Here is a 22,631-nt window from a genome sequence, read left to right on the forward strand (position 1 = left end):
CTCTCTTTCCCGTTTGAGTCAATAAAAACAAAAAAAACGCTTTGAATTACAGACGGAACAACCGCCGTTCATCAAGCGCCTTTGCTTTACATTTTCACTTTTCATATACAATGCTTTTTTTGGAAAATGCCAAGGCTACAGCCGGTAGAAGGTCTTCCTCCATCACAGGCTTTGCTAAATAGGCACAAATTCCATTTGCCTTGTCGTGAGCCACCATATCCTTTTGGCTATAGGCGGTTAAAAGGAGTACGTCTACATCCGACTCCCTGCGAATAATTCCAGTCGCTGTCAATCCATCCATGACGGGCATTTTCACGTCCATGATGATGAGATGTGGCTTCCATTTTTGCGTCAATCGAACGGCTTCTTCCCCGTTTTTTCCTTCAGCCACTACGTCGTAACCCTCCGCTTGCAGCATTTCTATCAGGTCCATTCGGGTAATAGGATCATCGTCTACAATAATGATTCGATAATGATGACGCAAAATTCCACCTCCTGATCGTCAGAGAATGGACGTGCCAACACTTTTTGTCCCTGCAACAAAAATCGACGCCATTGTCGATCTTTCATAATTTCTTTCAGAATAATAACATTATATCCGTAATTTTTTACTATTTCCACCCTTAATCTAGCTCTGTTCGATTGAGAGAGTTCGATCTACATGAGTGCCTACCAATCAGGCTATAGCTGATATTTTTTCAATTTTTCGTAAAATCCGGATCTGCTTATACCCAGCATCCGAGCAGCCTTGGATTTGTTCCCGTTCGTCTGGCGAAGAGCGCGTTCCAGCTCTGTTTTTTCTGCAGCCTGAACGAGTGCTATTCGATCCCGTTCATCCACTTTCTTGAGCAGCTCATTTGGCAAGTCTGCACTTGAAATGCGTCCCGTTTCAGCCATAATCATACCGCACTCGATGACGTTGCGAAGCTGACGAATGTTCCCAGGCCACTCGTATTGTTCAAACAGCTTTTCGACAGATTTCTCTATTCCTGTAATGGTCGTATCCAGGATGGGATTTAGCTGCTTGATAAATGCTTCTGTCAATACCAGAATATCGTTGTTGCGTGCTCGCAGCGGCGGGATAGAAAACGTGATTACATGCAGTCGGTAATATAACTCCTCCCGAAACTTCTTTTGCATAATCAGCTCTTCCAGAGGGGCATTGGTCGCAGAGATGATTCGTACATCGGTCTGAATCGATTTGGTGCCCCCGATCCGAAAAAACTCCTTGCCCTCAATTACACGGAGCAGCTTTGCCTGCAAATGCGTTGCCATATCCCCTATCTCATCCAAAAACAAGGTTCCGCCATGAGCCAGCTCCAATTTTCCTATTCGTCCTGTCCGATCTGCTCCCGTAAAGGCGCCATTCTCATACCCAAAAAATTCGGCCTCCAGCAAATGCTCGGGGACAGACGCGCAATTGATTGTAACAAAAGGACCCGAGGCTCGCGAACTCGCATGATGGATAGCGTGTGCAAACAATTCCTTGCCCGTTCCGCTTTCCCCGCGAATCATGACGGCAGTATTTCGGCGTGCAGCCTTTTGAGCCGAGCTGATCAGATCGAGCATGGTTTTATCTACAGTCAAAATATGCTCCCAATGATACAAGGCTTTCGGAAAATGTTTTTGCAACGCTTTGTCTGCTTGGCGATTTCCCTGATCGACCTTATCGACGAGCATGCGTGTTCCAACCTGGTCCATTCCTTTACCAAGCTCAACCTTATCGACTGTTGTCCCGCAGTTTTGTTCCCGTGAGATTGTTATGCTCTCAGTACTCATATAGCTTTCAATAGCAGTCGTGGAAGGAGTTTTTTCCAGGATCATCCGATACAGCTCGCGATGCGAAAAAACACCTACCAATCTGCCCTGGGCATCTACCACAGGAAGCATATCCATCTGCGTCTCCAGCATCACGCGAGCGGCGTCTTCTAGTGTGTCGGTTGGGCGTAGGTAGGTGGTAATCGGTTGCATCATCTTTTGCATGGTCATACGTCCCCGCCCCTTTCGATACAATGAAGTCTGCTTCTTAAATACCATACGACACGGCGGGATGTATCCCTTCTTGGACATACACCAGTTGAGTTGCTTCAATACCCAATATCAGCCTGATTCTCCTATTTTTACGCGAAGATCGCAAACCAGCTGGGACATTGTCACTCCTCCTAATATACCCTCCATCGCATGCTGGGCACGGGTCAAAATCAGCTCCAACACAAACTGAATGTTGGCTCCGACCGGGCAATCCGGATTTGGTTGGTCATGAATATGAAAAAGCTGCCCTTCTTCTACCACCTCAACAGCACGATAGACATCGAGCAACGTAATTTGCTCCAAATCCTTGGCAAGGGTAGCGCCACCAGCGCCGGCACGAACATGCACGAGCCCTGCTTTCTTTAACTGACCGAGCACTCTGCGGATAATGACCGGATTGGTATTCACACTTCCCGCAATCCATTCGGATGTGTTGTGAGCATGCGGGTCTACTGAAAGTAGCGATAATATATGGACAGCTACAGAGAAGCGACTACTAATTCTCATGAGGGTCACCCTTTCGTTGTAATGATTATAGTTACACCAGGTGAAGGAAGTCAAGTTAACCATTCCGTCACATCTTTTTCGTTCGTTCATTCGTCAGTAAACTATAATTACCTTGTCTTTATTCCATTTATTTGAAAAGGAGTGTTGTCTGCATGATGCACCCACAAATAGATGTCTCACCAGCAACGGCATTGTTAGACGTACCTGTTCATATTACACTAAGCGGTTTTGCTCCTCATCAATTAATTACACTACACGCCACATTAAATAATGGTCTACCGGGTGGAGAGCTGACAGCTTCATCCCATGCCATCTTTCAAGCTGATGAAGACGGAAATGTAGATCTGATCTCGCAAGCCCCTCTATTCGGGACATACGAAGGCATCGATCCAATGGGGCTGTTTTGGTCTATGCACGTAAAAGCCCAGCGATTTTACAGTCCATATAGCCTCGATGATTTTGAATTTTCACCGCGCTCTACCGAAATCGTATTAACAGCAGAGATTAATGAAAAAGCTGTTGCTACGGCAACGGTTAAGCGCTACTTTGTCTCTCGCGATGTGTCCATCATAAAGGTACGGGAGAACGGATTGATTGGTCAATTTTTCTACAAGCAGCAAGCACAAGCCCGTCCAGCGGTTCTCGTACTAGGTGGAAGCGAAGGCGGTATCGGTTCCTGCTCACAATTCGCTGCTCTCTTTGCTTCCAATGGTTATCCAGCTCTAGCCCTCGCCTATTTCCAATGTGATGACTTACCTGACGACATCCGTCAGATCCCACTCGAGTATGTACAAGAAGCGATCCAATGGCTTAAACGCCAGCCTGCTGTAGACGCTGAAAAAATCGCCGTCTTCGGTCGTTCCAAAGGCGCAGAATTGGCACTCGTCATGGGCTCCATCGATCCTGAAATAAAGGCGGTTATAGCTTCCAGCCCTAGTTCTACTGTGGGTATTGGATGCGATCGTGAGTCTAGTGACTCCGAAACGTTTTCCCCTCAGTCCTCCTGGTCCTTCCGTGGTGAACCTCTTCCTTTTGTTCCCTGGACCCAGGAACAGTCCGAGGAAACACAGGTGCTGCTCGATGCGGGCGAAAGAATCGATCACATCCATGCTGCTGCCTGGAAAGCATGCGAATGGCTAGAGGACGCGGCTATTCCTGTCGAAAGGATCAATGGTCCGATCCTCTTGCTCTCATCCGATGACGATCACTGGTGGCCTGCTGCCGAGCATTGCGAACAGATGGTTGCCCGGTTGCAAGCAAATCAATTTCCTCATCGCGTCGTTCATCTCAGCTATACGGACACAGGCCACGCCATTCGTTTTCCTTATATTCCGACTACACGGACACGCTTAAACGGAGGTACTGCGAAAAACAACGCCTACGCTTCCACGCATTCCTGGCGTGAGGTACTCAGCTTTCTCGAAACAACTTTTCCATAAAACTACCGTCTACCCTGTGCCAGTCTTCGGGTTTATAATGGACAAGTCCCTACATACGAGGAACGGATTTGTCTACAGGATACGGGAGGCTAGCAGTTCATGCTTGACTATGTGGTAAAGTTTATATTAGGTGGCACAGTTGTAGTGATAGCGACGTATTTTAGTAAAACGAAAAATATTTTTCTATCTGGCATTATTACAACTTTGCCTATCGTCACCCTTTTGAACATGATGCTCCAAATCAAATATATGAACAGTCAAGAGTTCCATTCCGCACAAAAAAGTGGCATCCTCGGAGCAATCGGTTTGGTCTTGTTCATATCCACCTGCTACGTATTAACGACGTGGGTGAAGCCCATCTATGCAATCGCCTTTGCACTCGTGACGCTGTTTTTATATTTTGGGATGTATAAGCAATTTTCCGGATGAAATCATTCCCATATAGAAACAGGTAAAGCCTACTTTGATGACGAAGTAGGCTCTACTGCGTATTTCATATAGGAAAGGATGTTGACAAAGATGGACTGCATTTTTTGCAAAATCGTAAACGGGGAGCTCCCCTCCAACAAAGTATATGAAGATGAGCATGTAGTCGCCTTTCACGATATCAATCCGATTGCTCCGGTACACGTACTCATCATCCCGAAAAAGCATATTCAATCCGTACTCGCGATTGAACCGGAAGACAAGGAACTAATCGGTCACCTCCACCTCTCCCTGCAAAAGGTAGCAGATGAGATGGGCGTTACTGAACAAGGATTCCGTGTTGTGACCAACACCGGTGAGCACGGTCAGCAGACGGTCTTCCATCTGCATTATCACCTGATCGGCGGTAAGCAGCTAAAATGGACCATGTAAAAGCTTAATCTCGCATCTGCGATGTGATGTGGCGGGCGATTCCTTCTCCGTGAAAACGACCATTTTCGATAAAGATGGAATTCGCGTGTTGGCCCGCCGCAATCACACCTGCTATGTAAAGGTGTGGGACATTCGTCTCCATCGTATCTGCGTCATGCTGTGGGATGCCTGAATCTGGATCGGTTTTTACTCCTAGTGAATGCAAAAAAGTGCGGTCTGGACGATAGCCAATCAGGGAGAATACGTGGTCATTGTCTAAGCTGATCACCTCTGTACCCGTGTTTACATAGATCATACGCTCTTCAATGCTTTCCACGTTAGCTCCAAAATACATACGGATGCGCCCTTTGTTGATCAGACTCTCAAACACAGGTCTGGTCCAGGCCTTCACCTTATCCGATAGCTCTGGTCTTCGACAAATGACCGTCACGCGTGCTCCTGCCCGCTCCAGCTCCATCGCGGCATCGACTGCCGAGTTATTTCCTCCGACAACAGCTACATTCATCCCCGCATACGGATGCGCTTCCTTGTAAAACGATGAGACCTTGGAAAGCTGCTCTCCTGGTACACCCAAACGGTTTGGATTGTCAAAATAACCAGTGGCGATAATCAAGTTTTTGGTGTCGTACGAATGGGATGTCCCATAGCGATCCGTTGTATTCACACGAAAGCCATCAGCTGTCTGACCAGCCCCTGTAACGGTCTCATAAACATGAACTCGCAGATTTTCACGCGAAGCCACCAATCGGTAGTAGTTGAGAGCTTCTTGCCTCGTTGGCTTGTCATTTGCCGTTGCAAATGGAACGCCACCGATCTCCAAAAGCTCTGGAGTACTGTGAAAAATCATATATGTGGGGTACCGATAAATTGAATGAACAAGTGATCCCTTTTCAATGATGAGTGGATCAAGCCCCGCTCTTTTACAGGCGATTGCTGCTGCGAGACCACAAGGTCCTCCCCCTACAATAAGTACGTCTTCCATTTCTCTCCCGCCTCGTTTCTTTTCGTCTCTCTCCTATCATTGCCCTCTTATCATACCATATCGCTACTTTCTCTAATGCGTTCTCTTGGCATACCCTTTTACCAATAAATAGCCAATGAAAGACTGGTTATATCTCCTTATACTGGATGTATGATGAATAAACAACGCATACATATCTGGTTTGTTTCACTTGTATTTCTGATGTACAGCCTTACGCTGGCCATTGGAGTTCCCGCTTCAACAGCTTCAACGAACAACCTGCGTGACATTGGAAACAGCTACGCACAAAAACAGATTCGCTCGCTTTATGAAGCTGGTGTCATTGCCGGTGATGAAAACGGGTATTTCCACCCTACCAGTCCTGTCACTCGTGCAGAATTCGTAACGATGCTCAGTCGTACAGTAGGAATCAAGCCCGTTTCAGGAGCTGTCGTCTCCTATACGGATGTCCCGAAAAGCTCATGGGCATACGGATACGTACAGGCTGCTGCTGCCCTGAATATCGCAAACGGCATCGGTCCGACTACTTTTGCACCGAAACGTACGATTTCTCGCGAAGAAGCAGCGGCTTTTCTCGTACGGGCACTGGAACAAAATGCTTCCACCACAACAAGCCTGAACGTAAAAGATGCGAAATTGGTTTCGAGCTGGGCACGCAACTCAGTCAGCAAGGCCATGCAAAATAATTGGCTGGTTGGCTACCAAGGATATTTTCGCCCTGCTTCTGCCCTCTCTCGTCAAGAGACGGCCGTTATCCTGCAGCGAATTCTGGATGATTTGAATGCACAGACAGCTGCTAGTCGGCCACTCGTATCACTAGGCTGGCAATACCAATCCACAACGGAGGAATTTATTGCTCAAGTAAAAAAGAGTGGTGTCAACACACTGTCTCCAAGATGGTATTTCCTGCAAAAAGACGGTACAGTGAGTGACTTCTCTGATGCTTCACTCGTTAACTGGGCTCATGACAACGGGAAGCAAGTTTGGGCTCTCTTTGGAAACAAATTTGATTCCACTGCTACTCATACCGCGCTATCTGATGCAGGCAAACGCAAGGCAATCGTGCAAAAATTGTCAGGCTTTATTGACAAGTATCAATTGGATGGAATTAATGTTGATTTCGAAGGCTTTGCCCCTGCTGATCGTAATAACTTTACGCTGTTTATCCAGGAGCTGGCTACTGCCCTGCACGCAAAGGGGGCGGTGCTCTCGGTCGATATTCCACCGGACTCTGGGACGGATTGGAGCGAGCCCTATGACTTCGCAGAGCTGGCAAAATATGCAGACTATCTCGTATTGATGGCTTATGAAGAACATTGGGTCGGAGGGACCAAGTCAGGCTCAGTCGCCTCACTGCCTTGGATAAAAAAGATCATCTCCGATTTGCTTGATGAAATGCCTGCGAAAAAGCTGATCATCGGTTTGCCACTCTATACAAGGGACTGGTATCAGTCAGGAAAGCAATTGCAGTCTGTCGATCTGAGTATCCCAGAATCGTATCAGCTTATTTCACAATACAAGGCGAGTACGACATGGGATGATTCTATCGGACAATACCGATCTACCTACAAAAAACAAGGAGTGACACACACGATCTGGCTGGAGGAAAGCCGATCGATGGGGTTAAAAGTACAAGCAAGCCTGCAGTGGGAAATAGGCGGATTGGCTTACTGGTATGTCGGTTCTGAATCAACCGATATGTGGACAGCCATTGCCAACTCGATTACACTAAAGCAGGCACGTGCAAGACTGTAAGAAATAAGAAGCGAAGATGATTGTGGGTGCCCCTAACACTTGTTAACCTGGGCTCTCACAATCATCTTTTTTTGCAAACGGCATGAACCGCTTGCAGCTTCGTCTTAATAAGTGCCAGATGAACCTGCTCCACCAGGATGTTTGGGAGGCTTGATGACCTCTTCTTCGGAATTGCTCCGGGTCTCAAATAAATCGGGTATCCCTGCTGAATGTGTGCCCAACTTTTTCAGTTCCTTATTCTCCACTTCCTGATTAGCCTTGTCACTCATCTTGATCACTCCTCAACAACAATAATTACAACCTCAAGTAGTTTGTCTCAAAAGTAAGGATACTAGACACCTTATAGCCAATAACCTCCTATTGTCTTGCCCATAACGATAACGTATATTTAAATGCTACCCCTACACTCTCATTTTCGCATCCCTAGTCGTTTGGTAAGATTAGCCACTGAATAGATAAGGAGGAATCAACAATGAAGATGGAAATCTTAGATAACCGGACCATTTCGATTTTTCTGAATGAGACCGAACTTTCATCTCGGGGTTATAACCATGATGATCATGAGGCGAGCCTCGCTCTTATCAATCATTGGATAGAGGAAGCTCTCCTTTTTGCTGAATCGACTCACGACTTTCCAGCCATTGATATGCCTTGCCGTACTGAAGTAGCTTTTGTCCCCTCTCAAGGTATGTATATTACCATTACATTGACGGATCATTCTGAAGAAAAAGATGAAGCTGCTCCTGCAAGTAATTTGGAAAATTCTACTGTTTTCTTCGCATTTCGAGACTTCGAGGACATCACACGGTTCGCAGCGAAAATCCGTGTGGAATTGCGGAAAAACGGAAAACTTTATTTCTTCAAGTATGATTATTTACTTCTTTTGCAAGAATCTGAGTTTGCCTTGACGACCAATTATGAAGACGCGCTCTCGATCGCAAGTGAATACGGAGAAAAAAATACGGATTATACCGTCGAGGTCGTCGATGCCTACGGAAAAATCATTTTCGAGAAAGAGGCTGTCTATGAGATTTCCCGGCTTTTTCCTTGTAACTGAAAAGTTGTACTTTCTTGATTAGCTGTACTCAAAGCCACCCGTTACTGGGCGGCTTTTTCTTTTTGGATGAGTTTCTCCTTCCATATTCATACTGAAAAGGAGTAAAAGGAGGAAGAAAAATTGTCGGATATTTTGATGAGCACCGAACTAAAAGCAAAAACAGATGAAGCGATACAAGGTCTAACTTTCACGAAAAATTTCCGCTCGGCAACAGCCGAAGAATGGTATCTTTTTCTGCCGGGATACCAAGATCCTCAGACAAAAGGAGCTTGCGGAAAAGTGTTCATTCATTACGATCTGTTTGGGAATCGAGATGTATTCATTCACACCACTGTGATCTTCGATGATCCAAAGCTTTATGACCCTATCTTGCATCCTCTTGTCTACGCAGTAGTAGACGAGATTGTCAATCGCCTGGTTGGATATGCCAATACGTTGCTTTCTGTGCATGCTGGTACAAATTCCTATACGGCAGAATACGTTAGTTAGGTACTCTTTTGCATAAATTATTACTAGGTATGTACGATTACCGCTCTTGATCCGTCGGGAAATCAACCCTTTACAGGAGGAACTGTGATGAAAAACAATCAGGAACTGTTCAACGCTACTGATGAGGTCGCCGAGAAAATGTACGATCCATCCTATTACAAGAGCACATCTCAGACAGAGAAAGGTTTAGCTGTTACGCATGAACAAGTAAGCGATGTATACGTAGAAGGTACGAGCGATGGAAACCTAGATGAAAATACAGGGGAAAATAATATGTAGGTACCTCAAACTGTTATGGGACATGCTTAAAGAAACAAGTGAGACTTGGAAAAAACCGTCCTGATCTGGGACGGTTTTTGTCTGATTAATCGTTTTGGTGAACCGTATCCGCATTATTCGTCCATCCCCAGCTCTCAATCTGTGGTTCCTCACGATCCTTATCGGTTGATGCCTGTGTGGATTGTGTTTTTGCTTCCTTCATTTCTTTGTCCGTTTTCAAGCTAGCTCGCAAATCCATCGTTCCCCTCCTTTGTCTTCTCATGATAGTTACTCTGGAGAATAACCCTCTGATTCGTTCGTTAAGCCCTCATATTGTGTAATCGCTGAAATCAGTTCTGGGCATGTATCTCTATTTGCTTCTGCAATCTTTTTCAGATCGAAATACACTTCCGATAAAGCAAACAAGGGGTTCTTCGTTTCTTTGGACTGCTGGAGCGCCGATCCGGTAACAACACCATTTGTCTGTAAAAAGAACGACTCTGGCGAAGTCTCTTCGATATTCTGTCTCACTTCCTCCAACTGTGTTTGCAATTGTTGTGGGAACATCCCCTTATGCTTTTCGATATTTTCCAGAATCGTGAGAACATAATCTTTTTTGGTCATAATGATTGCCATCCTTTCATCCAAGCTCCCAACTATTTTGCCCGAATGAAGAAAAACACATCCGAAACAATGGAACTTGAAACCAAGTGGCTCGTCGTATCGTATTTTCTAGGAGAGTTCTTGTTGTGGAGGTGCACAATGGGCTATTTTTCTCGCTTGGTTGACAATTTATTCTCATTTGAATGCATTGCCCCTTGGATAACGGAAGACGAGCTACAGCAGCATATCCGTTTACTGCAAACACAGAAATGGTTTCTGATGTGGCTTTTGGACGACAAGAATCAATACTTGCTGCACCATAATTATCATGTTGCTAATCTTTTGATTGATAAGGGTTACGTCCAGCAGCTTTTATCGCAACCGGAGGCGCGGACACAATTTTTGCAGTCGATGGAGCAGCTGAAAAATACGTACGAATGGTAGTTGACGCTGGACAAGGAAGTTGCAATTTTTTGGTACAAAAAAACTGCCACCCTGTTGATTACAGTAAGTGGCAGCTTTATGTGCTATGTTATATGGTTAACCGACCTTTTGCAGCAGCTTTCCCCGCAATTTCGCCAGCATGTCTTCTGTCATCTTATCCAAATCATATTCTGCTTTGAAGCCCCATTCCTGCATAGCAGCGGTCGCATCAATCGAATTCGGCCAGCTATCGGCAATCGCTTGACGAACCGGGTCTACCTCGTAAGAAAGCTTGAACTCAGGAATATGCCTGCGAATCGATGCCGCTACCTCCTCTGGCTCGATACTCATCGCAGTAACATTAAACGCATTGCGGTGAATGAGCTTGGATGCATCAGCTTCCATCAGCCCGACAATCGCGTTGAGCGCATCTGGCATGTACATCATGTCCATATAAGTGCCTTTTCCAATATAGGAAGTGTATGCTTTGTCTTGAATCGCTTTGTAGTAAATATCTACGGCATAGTCTGTCGTTCCTCCACCTGGAGGTGCTACGTACGAAATGAGACCAGGGAAACGCACACCGCGCGTATCTACCCCAAATTTTTGGTAGTAGTAGTCGCACAACAGTTCTCCTGAGACTTTATTTACACCATACATCGTCGTAGGACGTTGAATCGTATCTTGTGGCGTATTGTCTTTTGGCGTGGACGGACCAAAAGCACCGATGGAGCTAGGCGTGAAGAACTGGCAGTTCAGCTCACGTGCAGTCTCCAGAGCGTTAACCAATCCACCCATGTTCAGGTTCCAAGCGAGTAGCGGCTTTGCTTCTGCTGTTGCGGATAGGAGTGCTGCCAAATGCATAATCGTATCGACCTGATGCTTTTTGGCAAGCTCAAACATCCGCTCTCCATCCGTCACATCCAATACCTCAAACGGCCCAGCTTGCACTACTGGATCGTCTTCTTTTTTGCGAATATCGGTCGCTACAACCTGATCGGCACCATACACATCACGCAGCTTCGTAATCAGCTCGGACCCGATTTGCCCCAACGCCCCTGTTACCAGTATCTTTTTCATTTGAGAATCCCCATTTCTTTGCCTACTTTTTCATAGATGCTCAGGGCTTGATCCAGCATTTCTTTTGTATGTGCTGCCGTTGGCATGTTGCGTACGCGACCTGTACCTTTTGCTACAGTTGGGAACACAATCGCTTTCGCATATACGCCTTCTGCATAAAGACGTTTACTGAACTCTTGTGTTTGCTGCTCATCGCCGATGATGCATGGTGTAATCGGTGTTTCACTCTCGCCTATGTTAAAGCCGAGCTCTTTCAAGCCTTTTTTCAAGTAATTGCCGTTATCCCATAGCTTGTCGTGCAGCTCTGTACTTTTTTGCAAAATATCGATAGCTGTAATCGACGCTGCCACATCTGCAGGTGTCAACGCTGTGGAGAACAGGAATGGTCTGCTGCGGACCTTGAGCCAGTCGATCAGCTCTTGGCGGCCGGCTACATAGCCACCAACTACGCCAATCGCTTTGGAAAGAGTTCCGATCTGGAAGTCGATTTTGTCCGACAAGCCAAAGTGCTTCACAGTACCTGCACCTTTCCCTAAAACACCGGAGCCGTGTGCATCATCTACGTACGTAATCAAATCGAATTCTTCGGCAACCTCCACAATTTCAGGGAGCTTGGCAGCGTCACCATCCATGGAGAAAACTCCGTCTGTAATGACCATCAATTTCTTAAATTTACCGGACTCTTTTGCTTCTTTTGCTTTCGCGCGCAGATCATCAATATCGGAGTGATTGACGCGAATGATTTGTGCACGCGACAGGCGGCAACCATCAATAATCGAAGCGTGGTTCAACTCGTCGGACAAAATGGCATCATCTTTGTCCATGACCGCCGAGATCGCAGCCATATTGCAGTTAAAGCCAGACTGATACGCGATTGCTGCTTCTGTGTGCTTGAAAGCTGCAAGCTTTTCTTCGAGCTGTGTATGAAGCTCAAGCGTACCGTTGATAGTCCGAACTGCACCGGCACCTACGCCATACTTTTGTGCAGCAGCAACAGCCGCATCAATAAGACGTTGATCTGTTGCCAGACCGAGGTAGTTATTGGAGGAAAGATTGATCAGTTTTTTTCCAGAGATCGTGATGACCGGGCCATTTGCACTTTGCAATGGATCGATGACATTGTATAGACCTTTGCTTTTCAGATCAGTCAAATTTTCTTGTAAAAAATGCTCCAATGTTTTGCTCGCCAACGAGAATCCCTCCAGCATTCGACCATGGGCTGTACACGTGCGGACTGCTTTCGTAATTTCCACAAAAACAAATGTACACTCCGTATGGACGCTATATTTTTGTTTAAAACGCTCTAAATCAACCTTATTTGCTATTAGGTTACCACCTTTTACATGTAATGTCCATATGAGAAAGACATAAATGATCGCGCTTTCACAAAAAAATGTGTCCCTCCCCATAAAGTTCTCCTTCTCGAGCAATCTTAGACTTAGCGTTAAAAAAACAAAAAACCACTCTCCACCATTTCAAGTGGAATGTGGTTTTGCTTTATTTCTTGGCTTTTTCCGATTTTAAACTGCCTCGTCTCGCCGATTCCGTCCGTGCAAAGCCACCTGGCATAAAGCGATGCGTCATCCATGATTCGACTGGCTCACCATTACGCAGGTGCTGCTCAACCAAAAGGTCTGCATTCTCTGGCGTCACGTTTTCATACCAGATCCCCTCTGGATAAACGATCACTACACAGGCATCCTCACACCGTCCATTACAGCGCGTGCGGGTAGTATGTACGACATCATCCAAACCGGCTCTTGTGATTGATTCCCGAAGTGCTACCGTTACTTCTTCTCCACCTTTACGCATACAGCTGCCGCCATTGCAGATCAATACATGGTGCGTTGTTTGCGATAAATCCCAGGTTGCCACTTCCTGTCACTCCTCCCTGCAACAAAACGTAATGATTACGTTTATCCACCGTTTTACTATATCTCTTCTCATCATGCCTGTAAATAGCGCAATTAGCAATTCCCAGAACGTTTTGTTTTTGATAGAATATATGTTCGTACACAAATATGATAGATGGTGGTGAAAGCATGTCCGTAACCAAGCAACGCGATGCCTTGCAGCTTTTAGAATTAATGGGCTCCTTTCCCTGGTATGTGGAGAAGTTCATTGAACATAAAAAAGCGAAGAAAAATTCTCCCTCCACCTTGCTCGGCTACTTGCGTGATATTACGTTTTTCTTCCGTTGGATGATGACAGAAGGCTTGACCCCAGTCTCTGATATGAAGCATATTCCTTTGCAGGATCTCAATGACCTCAGGAAGGAAACGGTAGAAAGCTACATCTTGTACTTACAGGAATCTCATCTGTATGAGCGATCTGCCCTGTTGACGAACCCTACCCGCAGTGCAAAAAAAGAATACAGCGATCGAACAATCAGCCGAAAGATTTCCAGTCTGAAGTCATTGTTTCATTATTTGGCTGCATTAGCAGAGGATGATCATGGCGAATCGTACTTAACCCGCAATGTGCTTGCCAAGATCGAGGTGGAAATGATTGAGCTCACCCCCTTAGCCCGAGCGAATGCCATTCGTGCCAAAATCTTGATTGACGATGAAATTTACCAGTTCGTCGATTTTGTCTACAACGGTTACCTCGCACATTGCGACACGCTGAAAAAGCAGCAGTTTCATCTGCAAAACCGCGATCGTGATAGCGCTATTATTGCTTTGATTCTCTCTGGAGGATTCCGCGTATCGGAAATCGTGAGTTTGGACCTGTCAGATATCGTTATGGAAAAAAATCAGCTGAAAATGGTGCGTAAAGGTAAAAAAGAGGACGCTCCCTTTTTCAGTGATTGGGGAAAAGAATACTTGGGGCGCTATTTGCAGCAACGTGACAAATATATGCCATCGCACCAGGAAGATGCCGTCTTTCTTGCCGTCGCCCCCACCAACCCAAATGGACACCGGATTGAGGTTCGCTCCGTTCAAAAGCTGGTGAAAAAATACGCCAAAGCTTTTGGAATCCCAGACTTGTCCGTACATAAGCTAAGGCACAGCTTTGCGACCCAGTTTTTGCGTTTGAATCCTGATCCGCATCAGCTCCAGGCGCAACTGGGACATTCCAAAATCGAAACAACCATGCAGTATGCTCATGTCCTAGAGGATGCTCTAGGAAAAGCCGTCAATCGAACCACGTAAGCATTAATGCGCGCGGGAAGTTGAATAACCATCCGACTCTGGAACATCTTCGGATGGTTATTTCTTTATGTTCCACCTTTTCATGCAAGCGCTGTGATAAGAATTCCTACATACCTGCGTGAGTTACAAACTTTGGGTAATCTGCAAAATTTGTTCGATTAAATAACATTGAAGGACATTTAAAGCTTAGATTAGTACCAGAAATAGTGTGAATGTTATCCCTTGTGGGTATTTTCATTGGATTCAAAAAGGCACTTATGTCGAAATGGTTAGTGCTAGACTGTCTAAAGAAGAAATGATTAAAATTGCAAAGTCTCTAGAGTAGGAACAGTATCTGTTTGACCAATATAAGAGACACGCTTTACGCAACCTTCAGTCTTACAGCTTTGGTCACCTGATTCCACTTGTAATCCAAGGGCTTTGACCAACTTACGAGCAGGCACATAAACAGAACCTAAGATGAGCATCTTGTCAAGATCTTTGCCATTAACTCGAACATCTTGGTTGCTTCCATTTCACATTTTCACCTAAATTTTTTCTAATCACCACTTTATGAAGACTAAATAAAAGCGACCAACTCAGTGAATTAGCCGCCTTTTCTACTAAGACGTCAGCAATGCCCCTGTAAAAGTAATTGCACCAATTGCATTGGCAGTGCCAATTGTCGTCAATGCAATTAAGGAATACGTAACATTTCCTGTCCCGGGAGTTAAATCCACATGATCTACACTCGTTGTACAAAATGTGTTATTACCAGCTGCATGCTGGTTGATGCTAAAAATGATTGTAGCGCCACGCAGGATTTGTAATTGAACAGCGGTCGTACCAGCAGTAGACTCCCATCCTACAATACCTGTTAACCAAACAATTTCTCCAGCAGTCACTCCAGTAACTGTGATCGTTTTTAGTGTTGTAGCGACAGAAGTAAGAGGAATGCTCGAACTTCCAGATGTATTTGGGGAATTCTCAGATACCTGAAATTGTTGAATAGCCCCTCTGGGCCCGGTGGCTCCTGTCACACCAGTGACTCCTGTTGTTCCTGTTACACCAGTTAACCCCGTGACTCCGGTTGTTCCTGTCGTACCAGTTACCCCAGTGGCTCCTGTTGCACCTGTCGTACCAGTTACCCCAGTGGCTCCTGTTGAACCTGTTGAACCTGTTAAACCTGTTGAACCCGTGGCTCCGGTTGCTCCCGTTACACCAGTTCCCCCCGTAACACCGGTGGCGCCTGCTAGACCAGTTGATCCCGTAGCTCCTGTTGCTCCTGTTACACCAGTTGTTCCCGTAGTTCCGGTTGCTCCCGTTACACCAGTTGTTCCCGTAGTTCCGGTTGCTCCCGTAACACCGGTGGCGCCTGTTAGACCAGTTGATCCCGTAGCTCCTGTTGCTCCTGTTACACCTGTTGTTCCCGTGGCTCCAGTTGCTCCTGTTACACCAGTTGTTCCCGTAGCTCCGGTGGTTCCTGTTACACCAGTTAACCCCGTAGCTCCGGTGGTTCCTGTTACACCAGTTGAACCCGTGACTCCGGTTGCTCCTGTTGCTCCCGTTACACCAGTTGAACCCGTGGCTCCGGTTGCTCCCGTTACACCTGTTGAACCTGTTGAACCCGTGGCTCCGGTTGCTCCCGTTACACCAGTTCCCCCCGTAACACCGGTGGCGCCTGTTAGACCAGTTGATCCCGTAGCTCCTGTTGCTCCTGTTACACCTGTTGAACCCGTAGCTCCAGTGGCTCCTGTTACACCAGTTGAACCCGAGGCTCCGGTGGCTCCCGTATAACCAGTTACCCCCGTAATTCCGGTGGCTCCTGTTACACCAGTTGATCCCGTAGCTCCGGTGGCTCCTGTTATACCAGTTGATCCCGTGACTCCGGTGGCTCCTGTTACACCTGTTGAACCCGTAGCTCCAGTTGCTCCTGTTACACCAGTTGATCCCGTGGCTCCTGTGGCTCCTGTTACACCAGTTACCCCCGTAACTCCGGTGGCTCCTGTTACACCAATTGCTCCCGTAACTCCGGTTGTTCCTGTTACACCAGTTGAACCCGTGGCTCCGGTGGCTCCTGTTACACCAGTTACCCCCGTAACTCCGGTTGTTCCTGTTACACCAGTTGAACCCGTGGCTCCGGTTTCTCCCGTCTCACCAATTACCCCCGTAACTCCGGTTACTCCTGTTATACCAGTTGAACCCGTAGCTCCGGTGGCTCCCGTCTCACCAGTTGAACCCGTAGCTCCAATGGCTCCCGTCTCACCAGTTGCTCCTCCTGGTTGTCCTGCTGGTCCGGTGGCTCCCGTGGCTCCCGTGGCTCCTGTGACTCCGGTGGCTCCCCCAGGAGGATCTGGAGGGTCTGGGAGTGGCCCAGGATAAATTAGTGGACAACCAGGTGGAGGCGTAATACTAACCATAGGCTGTGATCTGCCAATTTCATTATTGTGCTTTACTATTTCATATTCCCCTCCTTTCGTTCAAAATTTTAACTTTTATAATCAAATATATGGTTCTTGAATAATCCTGCATTCATTGCCTTATAAAAAAATTAATCCATTATATTATGTAGTTCTCTTTTGAATTGTTTGTTCAATTATGGCCCGTGGATTATGTTTTCAATACTTTGCTCACTGTACCCAACTGATCTAGCAACAACAAAATAAATTGTTAGCTTTCTAATAAGGCAAAGTGCACGAGTTCCATCACGTCCTTGAAAACTCCGGCCGAAGCCCGTCCCCGTTCTTGGCCACGCTTAAACAATCCGGTTCTCCAGATTGGGTACAAGCGCCCGTACCACCTCCGCATGCTCCACCTCCTGAAGCTTCCAAAACTCGCCTCATCCAAAATCCGCAGTGGCATTTGTTTTCCGTAAGAAAATCGCATGCCTCCCTTCCGCGGATTCGATTTTTACTGTAGCCTATGCACGTATGCCTAAGAGGTTAACGAATTCCCTCAAACAACATGGAAGGCCGCCATGCACACTCTGTAGTCTGTTAAGAAGATCCGGTAAGTTGATTACCATCATTCCAGGCAAAATAGGCTCAAAGGGTGAGGCTTTCATCATTGACTGCTACAGGCTAATATTCACGATCTTGATCCCAGACTGACATCCCTCAGAACAAGGCAAATAAAGCCACCAGACATTCGATATCTAGAGGCTAACTTCTTTGACTTACGTCTATCCGTTTAATCTTGTCATTAGTCCGATAATCTTTGTCTCAAGTTCGATTAATTATGTCCTATCACACTGGTATTACAATCCACTTCAGTCTCAAATTGATCACATTGGCGACCAAGGAAGCTCAATCGCCAATCCTGTTGATCCGTGTAAACAACATTCCAGCCTTGAAGGGTGATCGCACAAAAATCCCCCTGCCAGATGACAGGAGGAGATTTTTGCTACGATTTTCTTTACGAAGCGGGTTTTACTGTTTTCGTCACACGGATGGTTTCGGTCAGAGCCTTTTGTTTCTGTGCCTGATCGATTACCTCCAGCTGAGCCATACGATTCAAGACGACGCTTTGCCGCTCTTTCGCATTTTGCCAATGCTTGATGGGTGAGTAGTTTTCTGGTGCTTTCGGCAACGAGGCAAGAATTGCTGCCTCACCCAACGTGATCGCGTCCTTACCCGTGGCCTTGGCTGACTTTCCAAAATAAAAGGCACTCGCTTCTCCGATCCCGTATTTTCCATGACCAAAGTAAATGACATTTAGATACATTTCCAACAGCTCTTTTTTACTGTATCTCTGTTCCAGCTGAAGGGCGATCGCCATTTCCTTTGCTTTTCGCAGCATTGTTTTATCGTCAGTCAAAAAAAGATTGCGGGCTAATTGCATCGTGATCGTGCTGCCACCCTGCACATAACCTCCCTGACGCACATCAATCCAAAGCGCCCGACCCAGCGCGACTGGGTCAACTCCACCATGCTGCATGAAGCGATGATCTTCTATCGCAACAAAAGCTTTCCATATATAATCAGGCATTTCATCCAGCTTCACATACGTCGCTGTTTTTGTATCATGCAGCGCAGCCAATTTCTTTTCATCAATCCATAGATTCCCGGCCCAGCCCCAAAGAATAGGGGCTAGGACAGTGCATGCTACTATTGTAATCAGTACAATTCTGATTCGTTTTTTCCAAGTCGAGCCCTGTTCTTCTACTCGCTCTCTCTCGTTTGTCGCAACATATGTTTGCGCATTGCCAACAACGGGTATGGAATAGTGGTTCATGCGCACATCCCCCTTGTCTTGCTTCTACTATCATTGTAGGGGGTGAGCGTGTTTGATCCCATCGAATCTAATTACAGTAACCTTACATTTCCGTAATCTTCGTTGTTTTAGGATTGATGCTGACCTGATTCCTGCTGACGTAGCTCGATTCGTCTGATTTTTCCTGAGGTCGTCTTAGGCAGCTCCTGTACAAATTCGATTTTACGTGGGTATTTATATGGAGCCGTTAGGCGTTTGACATGATCTTGCAGTTCTACCACCAATTCATCAGAAGGAGTGTTGCCTTTCTTTAATATAATGAAAGCTTTTACGACATTACCGCGCTCTGGATCAGGGCTGGCGACTGCCGCACATTCCGCCACCGAAGGGTGCTTCACCAGCGCATCCTCCACCTCGAACGGCCCGATCGTGTACCCGCCAGAAATAATAATATCGTCGGATCGTCCTTCAAACCAAATATACCCATCCTCATCCATACGTCCTTGGTCGCCTGTTACGAACCAATCACCGCGAAACGCTTTAGCTGTACGCACCGGATCATCCAAATAGCCTTTAAACAGTGCAACCATATTTCGATCGATGGCGATATCGCCTACCTTGCCTACAGCGACTTCTTCACCTTCTTCGTCGATAATGGCGATTCGTACTACTGGCGATGGTTTTCCCATTGATCCTGGTTTCGGCTCCATTCCAACAAACGTACCGACCAGCAGCGTACTTTCTGTTTGTCCGTAGCCATCACGTACGGTAATCGAAAACTCCCTGCGGAATGTATCAATCACTTCCCGGTTGAGCGGCTCACCTGCCGAACATGCGGAGCGCAATGCAAGCAGCTTGTATTGATTCAAGTCAGATACTTTTGCCATCAGCCGATACTCGGTTGGAGTCGCACACAATACTGAAACCGGGTACTCTTGCAAAATAGTCAAATAATTCTCTGCGCTGAATCTTCCTTTATATACAAACGCTGTTGCCCCCATACCGAGTGTGGAGACAAAAGGACTCCAAATCCATTTTGCCCAGCCTGGCCCTGCCGTCGCCCAAACCACATCTCCCTCGCGGACATCCAGCCACTGCGACGCTGCTACTGCCAAATGAGCGAAAGGCCAGCCGTGTACATGCATGACGCCTTTAGGTCCACCCGTTGTTCCCGATGTATAGGAAAGAAAGGCTAGTTCGTCAGAAGCTGTGTTCACAACAGTGAATTCGTCGTCCTGATCCGCCAGCAGGCTACCCAGAGAAATCCAGCCCTTTTTGGCATCTCCTGCTGTAATGTAGTGGCTAAGTGAGGCACAGCTCCCGCGAGTAGGCTCTACTTCATCCAGCACGCCATCAAATCCAATTACTGCTTTCACTTTTGCGTGATTGACACGGTATTCAATATCTTTGTGACGCAACATCTCTGAGCCCGGCAGGATGACAGCCCCTACCTTTAGCAATGCAAGATAAAGACCATACGCAAGCGTTCCCCGTGTCACAAGGACCAATACTCTATCTCCGCGCCCAATCCCGATGGAAGAAAGACCGTTGGCAATCCGATTGGAATAGCGGCGCAGCTCCTCGTATGTCAATATATGCTCGTGTCCTTGCTCGTCCAGCTCCCAGACTGCCCGTCTGTCCGGAGTTTTCCTCGCCCATTCATCCACTTGTGCAGCAAAGTTATAAAATGCTGGCATGTTCAATTGCAAATGACACACCTCCAGTTTTTTCATATATACAGAAAAATAGTATTCGACGTTTTTTACATTTTTCCTTTATTCTGTCTATTTTAAACCCAAATTTATTAGCATACTAATGAAATAATTGGCAACGACAAATGGAGTAACTATTGCACACCATTTGCGTCTTACATAATAACAAAGACTCTCATGCTATGCACGAGAGCCAGATCATCGCGTTTCTTATGGAAGCAGGTTAGATAACTCGCTTGATTTTTACCACACGTTTCTCCCAGTTCGTGCCATCGAACTTGGAGTACGTTACGCCAGGGCTGCCATAGGTATGTAGAATCTTACCGTTTCCTGCGTAAATGGCAACGTGTGTAATCCGGTCTGAAGAGCTGTTGACGGAAGCCTTCATGAAGATCAGATCACCTTTTTGCAGATCTTTTTTGGATACAGATTTGCCTACAGTCGATTGCTGACGGGAATCGCGTGGCAAGGTGATACCTGCTTCCTTAAAGACGCGTTGAGTGAAGGATGAGCAGTCAAACGTTTTGGTTGTGCTGCTGCTTGAGCCGTATTTGTACTTCGTGCCCATGTACTTTTCACCATTTTTGATAACCTTGCTGGCAATGTCGCTTGCTGGTTTTTCTGGCGTATTAGAAGAATTGTCAGAGGAGCCAGATCCATCGAGGATGCGACGTGCTGTGACGAATTTTTTGCTATACTCAGAATAGCTTTTCAGTACAACCGCATCTTCCCCTTGCGAAGAATAAACGAATTGATCATTGCCTATGTAGATGCCCATGAAGGAAGCAGTGCTGCTGCCGTTGGATGAGAAGAATACCAGGTCCCCTGGCTCTACACTGCTTTGGGAGACTTTCTTCCCTGCCTTGGACAGGCTCGCGATGGTGCTTCCGATGGAAATACCCACTTGTTTGTAAGTATAGGTTGCCAATTCAGCCGAGCCAAACTGTTTCGGTCCTTTTGCTTTGTACTCGTAATCTTTTCCAATCAATGAAGATGCAATGTCCACAATTTTTGATTGTTGTGAATCTTGTGTCTTAGCGGCCGCTTGTCCAATTTGACCACCCATTAACAGGGACGTACTCAGGATGACTGCTACTGTTGACTTCATTACCCAATCTCGTTTCGTCACTTTCTTTTCCTCCTTGCCATGTTGTGGAACCCGTCGTCGGGTACATGGACAGATTACCTCAAGAGGAAACGGGAGGATAAGACCGTAAAATTTACCAATCACGGATTTGGTAGCATCGGACTAGTCTGAAAACAAGGTGCAAACTATGCCGCTCTTGCCTTATAGTACCATAGAACCAGATGTGTTGAGAAACGCTTTCAACCACACTTCTTACCTATAAAAGAACCATCTTCTGCAAGATCATGTCAGAAGATGGTTCTTTTGTTCCAATCAAGAGGCGGTCGCCTACTTCAGCTTCGCGGTAAATTGACCCCAGTTTTCCTCGCCCCAAACGAGCGTCATTACATCACCGTCTGCAATGGGCCCTACCCCTGCTGGCGTACCTGTATAAATAATGTCGCCTTGATCCAAGCCAAAATTGTCCGAAATATACGTAATGATCGTCATCAAATCAAAAATCACATCGCTAATTTTCCCGCGCTGTACCTGCTCACCGTTTTTCAATAAGGAAAAGTCGGTATTTTGCAGGGCATCCACTCCAGGGAATGCATGAAAGGGTGTCAAAATGGCGGAGTTTCTAAATCCCTTTGCCAATAGCCATGGATGGCCAGCCTTTTTCAATTCACTCTGTACATCTCGGAGCGTAAAATCAATGCCAAGCGCAATTTTATCAACCATTTGCGCAAGTGAAACGCCCGCTTCATACGGTCGGGCAATATGTATAACGAGCTCTGCTTCATAATGCAGCTCTCCACGTGTGCCCGGCAGCTCGATTTCGTTCCCAACAGCCTCAGCCAATGCATGAGTCGGCTTGTCAAAAATCATCGGTTTCGTAGGTACGTCGTTGCCCAATTCTGCGGCGTGAAGGCGATAATTGCGGCCTACACAATAAATATTTTGAATCGTTTCCATTGTGTCCTCTCCTTTAGCAGCTATTCACTCATTGTTACTATATCATGGCC

The 22,631-nt window shown here is 46.4% G+C and carries 25 protein-coding genes and 1 pseudogene; 10 read left to right on the forward strand and 16 right to left on the reverse strand.

The genetic code is table 11. The features are described 5' to 3' along the window. Positions 1–94: 94 nt before the first annotated feature. The 3 genes from SB752_RS03870 to SB752_RS03880 form a co-directional block, all read right to left on the reverse strand. Positions 95–484 carry a response regulator gene (locus SB752_RS03870; protein WP_410714420.1) on the reverse strand — a complete coding sequence of 130 codons (390 nt, stop codon included), beginning with the start codon at positions 482–484 and terminating at the stop codon, positions 95–97. Between the two features lie 197 nt (positions 485–681). Then, positions 682–1,989 carry a sigma 54-interacting transcriptional regulator gene (locus tag SB752_RS03875; RefSeq protein WP_410714421.1) on the reverse strand — a complete coding sequence of 436 codons (1,308 nt, stop codon included), beginning with the start codon at positions 1,987–1,989 and terminating at the stop codon, positions 682–684. 111 nt (positions 1,990–2,100) lie between these two features. Continuing rightward, entirely contained in the window at positions 2,101–2,538 is a 438-nt protein-coding gene (locus tag SB752_RS03880) for an Rrf2 family transcriptional regulator (protein WP_410714422.1), read from the reverse strand. Positions 2,539–2,690: 152 nt separating this feature from the next. Here SB752_RS03880 and SB752_RS03885 point away from each other — a divergent pair, with 152 nt between their 5' ends. The 3 genes from SB752_RS03885 to SB752_RS03895 all read left to right on the forward strand — a co-directional run bounded on the left by SB752_RS03885 (position 2,691) and on the right by SB752_RS03895 (position 4,835). After that, on the forward strand, positions 2,691–3,977 hold the full coding sequence (locus SB752_RS03885) for an acyl-CoA thioesterase/bile acid-CoA:amino acid N-acyltransferase family protein (protein ID WP_410714423.1): 1,287 nt from the start codon (positions 2,691–2,693) through the stop codon (positions 3,975–3,977). A gap of 99 nt (positions 3,978–4,076) precedes the next feature. Further along, positions 4,077–4,406, forward strand: coding sequence for a DUF3147 family protein (locus SB752_RS03890; protein ID WP_410714424.1), 330 nt, complete (start codon positions 4,077–4,079; stop codon positions 4,404–4,406). A gap of 90 nt (positions 4,407–4,496) precedes the next feature. Beyond that, positions 4,497–4,835: a histidine triad nucleotide-binding protein gene (locus SB752_RS03895; RefSeq protein WP_410714425.1), complete on the forward strand. Its 339-nt coding sequence runs from the start codon at positions 4,497–4,499 to the stop codon at positions 4,833–4,835. Between the two features lie 4 nt (positions 4,836–4,839). On the opposite strand, the gene SB752_RS03900 is transcribed toward SB752_RS03895, so the two are convergent. Further along, positions 4,840–5,817, reverse strand: a complete 978-nt coding sequence (locus SB752_RS03900; RefSeq protein WP_410714426.1) for a YpdA family putative bacillithiol disulfide reductase — start codon at positions 5,815–5,817, stop codon at positions 4,840–4,842. A gap of 150 nt (positions 5,818–5,967) precedes the next feature. Between SB752_RS03900 and SB752_RS03905 the strand changes: the two genes are divergently transcribed. Continuing rightward, positions 5,968–7,572, forward strand: a complete 1,605-nt coding sequence (locus SB752_RS03905) for an S-layer homology domain-containing protein (protein WP_410714427.1) — start codon at positions 5,968–5,970, stop codon at positions 7,570–7,572. A gap of 104 nt (positions 7,573–7,676) precedes the next feature. Here the strand turns inward: SB752_RS03905 and SB752_RS03910 are convergent, their stop codons facing one another. Continuing rightward, positions 7,677–7,841 (reverse strand): hypothetical protein, encoded by a 165-nt coding sequence (locus SB752_RS03910; protein ID WP_410714428.1) that lies wholly within the window; start codon positions 7,839–7,841, stop codon positions 7,677–7,679. A gap of 203 nt (positions 7,842–8,044) precedes the next feature. Here SB752_RS03910 and SB752_RS03915 point away from each other — a divergent pair, with 203 nt between their 5' ends. The 3 genes and pseudogenes from SB752_RS03915 to SB752_RS03925 form a co-directional block, all read left to right on the forward strand. Next, entirely contained in the window at positions 8,045–8,629 is a 585-nt protein-coding gene (locus tag SB752_RS03915; protein ID WP_410714429.1) for an adaptor protein MecA, read from the forward strand. Between the two features lie 120 nt (positions 8,630–8,749). Beyond that, entirely contained in the window at positions 8,750–9,118 is a 369-nt protein-coding gene (locus SB752_RS03920; protein ID WP_410714430.1) for a hypothetical protein, read from the forward strand. Positions 9,119–9,211: 93 nt separating this feature from the next. After that, positions 9,212–9,397 (forward strand): annotated as a pseudogene (locus tag SB752_RS03925) (YozQ family protein); the annotation flags it as partial. Positions 9,398–9,482: 85 nt separating this feature from the next. On the opposite strand, the gene SB752_RS03930 reads toward SB752_RS03925, so the two are convergent. Beyond that, positions 9,483–9,635 (reverse strand): hypothetical protein, encoded by a 153-nt coding sequence (locus SB752_RS03930; protein ID WP_410714431.1) that lies wholly within the window; start codon positions 9,633–9,635, stop codon positions 9,483–9,485. Positions 9,636–9,664: 29 nt separating this feature from the next. Further along, complete coding sequence (locus SB752_RS03935) at positions 9,665–10,000, reverse strand: hypothetical protein (protein ID WP_410714432.1); 336 nt, start codon at positions 9,998–10,000, stop codon at positions 9,665–9,667. Between the two features lie 138 nt (positions 10,001–10,138). On the opposite strand from SB752_RS03935, the gene SB752_RS03940 reads away from it, so the two are divergent. Continuing rightward, positions 10,139–10,423 (forward strand): hypothetical protein, encoded by a 285-nt coding sequence (locus SB752_RS03940; protein ID WP_410714433.1) that lies wholly within the window; start codon positions 10,139–10,141, stop codon positions 10,421–10,423. 96 nt (positions 10,424–10,519) lie between these two features. On the opposite strand, the gene SB752_RS03945 is transcribed toward SB752_RS03940, so the two are convergent. From SB752_RS03945 to SB752_RS03955, 3 genes are all read right to left on the reverse strand, one after another. Continuing rightward, complete coding sequence (locus SB752_RS03945) at positions 10,520–11,482, reverse strand: L-threonine 3-dehydrogenase (protein WP_410714434.1); 963 nt, start codon at positions 11,480–11,482, stop codon at positions 10,520–10,522. Next, positions 11,479–12,672 carry a glycine C-acetyltransferase gene (locus SB752_RS03950; protein ID WP_410714435.1) on the reverse strand — a complete coding sequence of 398 codons (1,194 nt, stop codon included), beginning with the start codon at positions 12,670–12,672 and terminating at the stop codon, positions 11,479–11,481. The genes SB752_RS03945 and SB752_RS03950 overlap by 4 nt, the downstream gene beginning before the upstream one ends. A gap of 307 nt (positions 12,673–12,979) precedes the next feature. Then, entirely contained in the window at positions 12,980–13,357 is a 378-nt protein-coding gene (locus SB752_RS03955) for a (2Fe-2S) ferredoxin domain-containing protein (protein ID WP_410714436.1), read from the reverse strand. A gap of 167 nt (positions 13,358–13,524) precedes the next feature. On the opposite strand from SB752_RS03955, the gene xerS reads away from it, so the two are divergent. Further along, on the forward strand, positions 13,525–14,637 hold the full coding sequence (xerS, locus tag SB752_RS03960; RefSeq protein WP_410714437.1) for a tyrosine recombinase XerS: 1,113 nt from the start codon (positions 13,525–13,527) through the stop codon (positions 14,635–14,637). Positions 14,638–14,845: 208 nt separating this feature from the next. Then, positions 14,846–14,962, forward strand: a complete 117-nt coding sequence (locus SB752_RS03965) for a DUF4367 domain-containing protein (protein ID WP_410714438.1) — start codon at positions 14,846–14,848, stop codon at positions 14,960–14,962. Between the two features lie 277 nt (positions 14,963–15,239). Here SB752_RS03965 and SB752_RS03970 read toward each other — a convergent pair whose 3' ends face one another. The 6 genes from SB752_RS03970 to SB752_RS03995 form a co-directional block, all read right to left on the reverse strand. Further along, complete coding sequence (locus tag SB752_RS03970) at positions 15,240–17,036, reverse strand: beta strand repeat-containing protein (RefSeq protein ID WP_410714439.1); 1,797 nt, start codon at positions 17,034–17,036, stop codon at positions 15,240–15,242. Positions 17,037–17,286: 250 nt separating this feature from the next. Next, positions 17,287–17,424 carry a hypothetical protein gene (locus SB752_RS03975; protein WP_410714440.1) on the reverse strand — a complete coding sequence of 46 codons (138 nt, stop codon included), beginning with the start codon at positions 17,422–17,424 and terminating at the stop codon, positions 17,287–17,289. Positions 17,425–18,030: 606 nt separating this feature from the next. Beyond that, positions 18,031–18,849 (reverse strand): transglycosylase domain-containing protein, encoded by an 819-nt coding sequence (locus tag SB752_RS03980; RefSeq protein WP_410714441.1) that lies wholly within the window; start codon positions 18,847–18,849, stop codon positions 18,031–18,033. 107 nt (positions 18,850–18,956) lie between these two features. After that, positions 18,957–20,537 (reverse strand): acetate--CoA ligase, encoded by a 1,581-nt coding sequence (locus tag SB752_RS03985; protein ID WP_410714442.1) that lies wholly within the window; start codon positions 20,535–20,537, stop codon positions 18,957–18,959. A 226-nt stretch (positions 20,538–20,763) separates the two neighbouring features. Continuing rightward, complete coding sequence (locus tag SB752_RS03990) at positions 20,764–21,669, reverse strand: C40 family peptidase (RefSeq protein WP_410714443.1); 906 nt, start codon at positions 21,667–21,669, stop codon at positions 20,764–20,766. A gap of 285 nt (positions 21,670–21,954) precedes the next feature. Then, on the reverse strand, positions 21,955–22,581 hold the full coding sequence (locus SB752_RS03995; protein ID WP_410714444.1) for a fumarylacetoacetate hydrolase family protein: 627 nt from the start codon (positions 22,579–22,581) through the stop codon (positions 21,955–21,957). Positions 22,582–22,631 lie beyond the last annotated feature (50 nt).

It is taken from the genome of Brevibacillus sp. SIMBA_040 (assembly GCF_046535075.1).
Classification (GTDB): domain Bacteria; phylum Bacillota; class Bacilli; order Brevibacillales; family Brevibacillaceae; genus Brevibacillus.

Bases quoted from the DNA above. Each gene is read 5' to 3' on its own strand.
- SB752_RS03915 (WP_410714429.1), top strand. From the start codon at position 8,045: ATGAAGATGGAAATCTTAGATAACCGGACCATTTCGATTTTTCTGAAT.
- SB752_RS03890 (WP_410714424.1), top strand. From the start codon at position 4,077: ATGCTTGACTATGTGGTAAAGTTTATATTAGGTGGCACAGTTGTAGTG.
- SB752_RS03910 (WP_410714428.1), bottom strand. From the start codon at position 7,841: ATGAGTGACAAGGCTAATCAGGAAGTGGAGAATAAGGAACTGAAAAAG.
- SB752_RS03900 (WP_410714426.1), bottom strand. From the start codon at position 5,817: ATGGAAGACGTACTTATTGTAGGGGGAGGACCTTGTGGTCTCGCAGCA.
- SB752_RS03970 (WP_410714439.1), bottom strand. From the start codon at position 17,036: ATGGTTAGTATTACGCCTCCACCTGGTTGTCCACTAATTTATCCTGGG.
- SB752_RS03905 (WP_410714427.1), top strand. From the start codon at position 5,968: ATGATGAATAAACAACGCATACATATCTGGTTTGTTTCACTTGTATTT.
- SB752_RS03885 (WP_410714423.1), top strand. From the start codon at position 2,691: ATGATGCACCCACAAATAGATGTCTCACCAGCAACGGCATTGTTAGAC.
- SB752_RS03995 (WP_410714444.1), bottom strand. From the start codon at position 22,581: ATGGAAACGATTCAAAATATTTATTGTGTAGGCCGCAATTATCGCCTT.
- SB752_RS03945 (WP_410714434.1), bottom strand. From the start codon at position 11,482: ATGAAAAAGATACTGGTAACAGGGGCGTTGGGGCAAATCGGGTCCGAG.
- SB752_RS03875 (WP_410714421.1), bottom strand. From the start codon at position 1,989: ATGACCATGCAAAAGATGATGCAACCGATTACCACCTACCTACGCCCA.
- SB752_RS03940 (WP_410714433.1), top strand. From the start codon at position 10,139: ATGGGCTATTTTTCTCGCTTGGTTGACAATTTATTCTCATTTGAATGC.
- SB752_RS03880 (WP_410714422.1), bottom strand. From the start codon at position 2,538: ATGAGAATTAGTAGTCGCTTCTCTGTAGCTGTCCATATATTATCGCTA.
- SB752_RS03935 (WP_410714432.1), bottom strand. From the start codon at position 10,000: ATGACCAAAAAAGATTATGTTCTCACGATTCTGGAAAATATCGAAAAG.
- SB752_RS03980 (WP_410714441.1), bottom strand. From the start codon at position 18,849: ATGAACCACTATTCCATACCCGTTGTTGGCAATGCGCAAACATATGTT.
- SB752_RS03930 (WP_410714431.1), bottom strand. From the start codon at position 9,635: ATGGATTTGCGAGCTAGCTTGAAAACGGACAAAGAAATGAAGGAAGCA.
- SB752_RS03895 (WP_410714425.1), top strand. From the start codon at position 4,497: ATGGACTGCATTTTTTGCAAAATCGTAAACGGGGAGCTCCCCTCCAAC.
- xerS (WP_410714437.1), top strand. From the start codon at position 13,525: ATGTCCGTAACCAAGCAACGCGATGCCTTGCAGCTTTTAGAATTAATG.
- SB752_RS03975 (WP_410714440.1), bottom strand. From the start codon at position 17,424: ATGCGGAGGTGGTACGGGCGCTTGTACCCAATCTGGAGAACCGGATTG.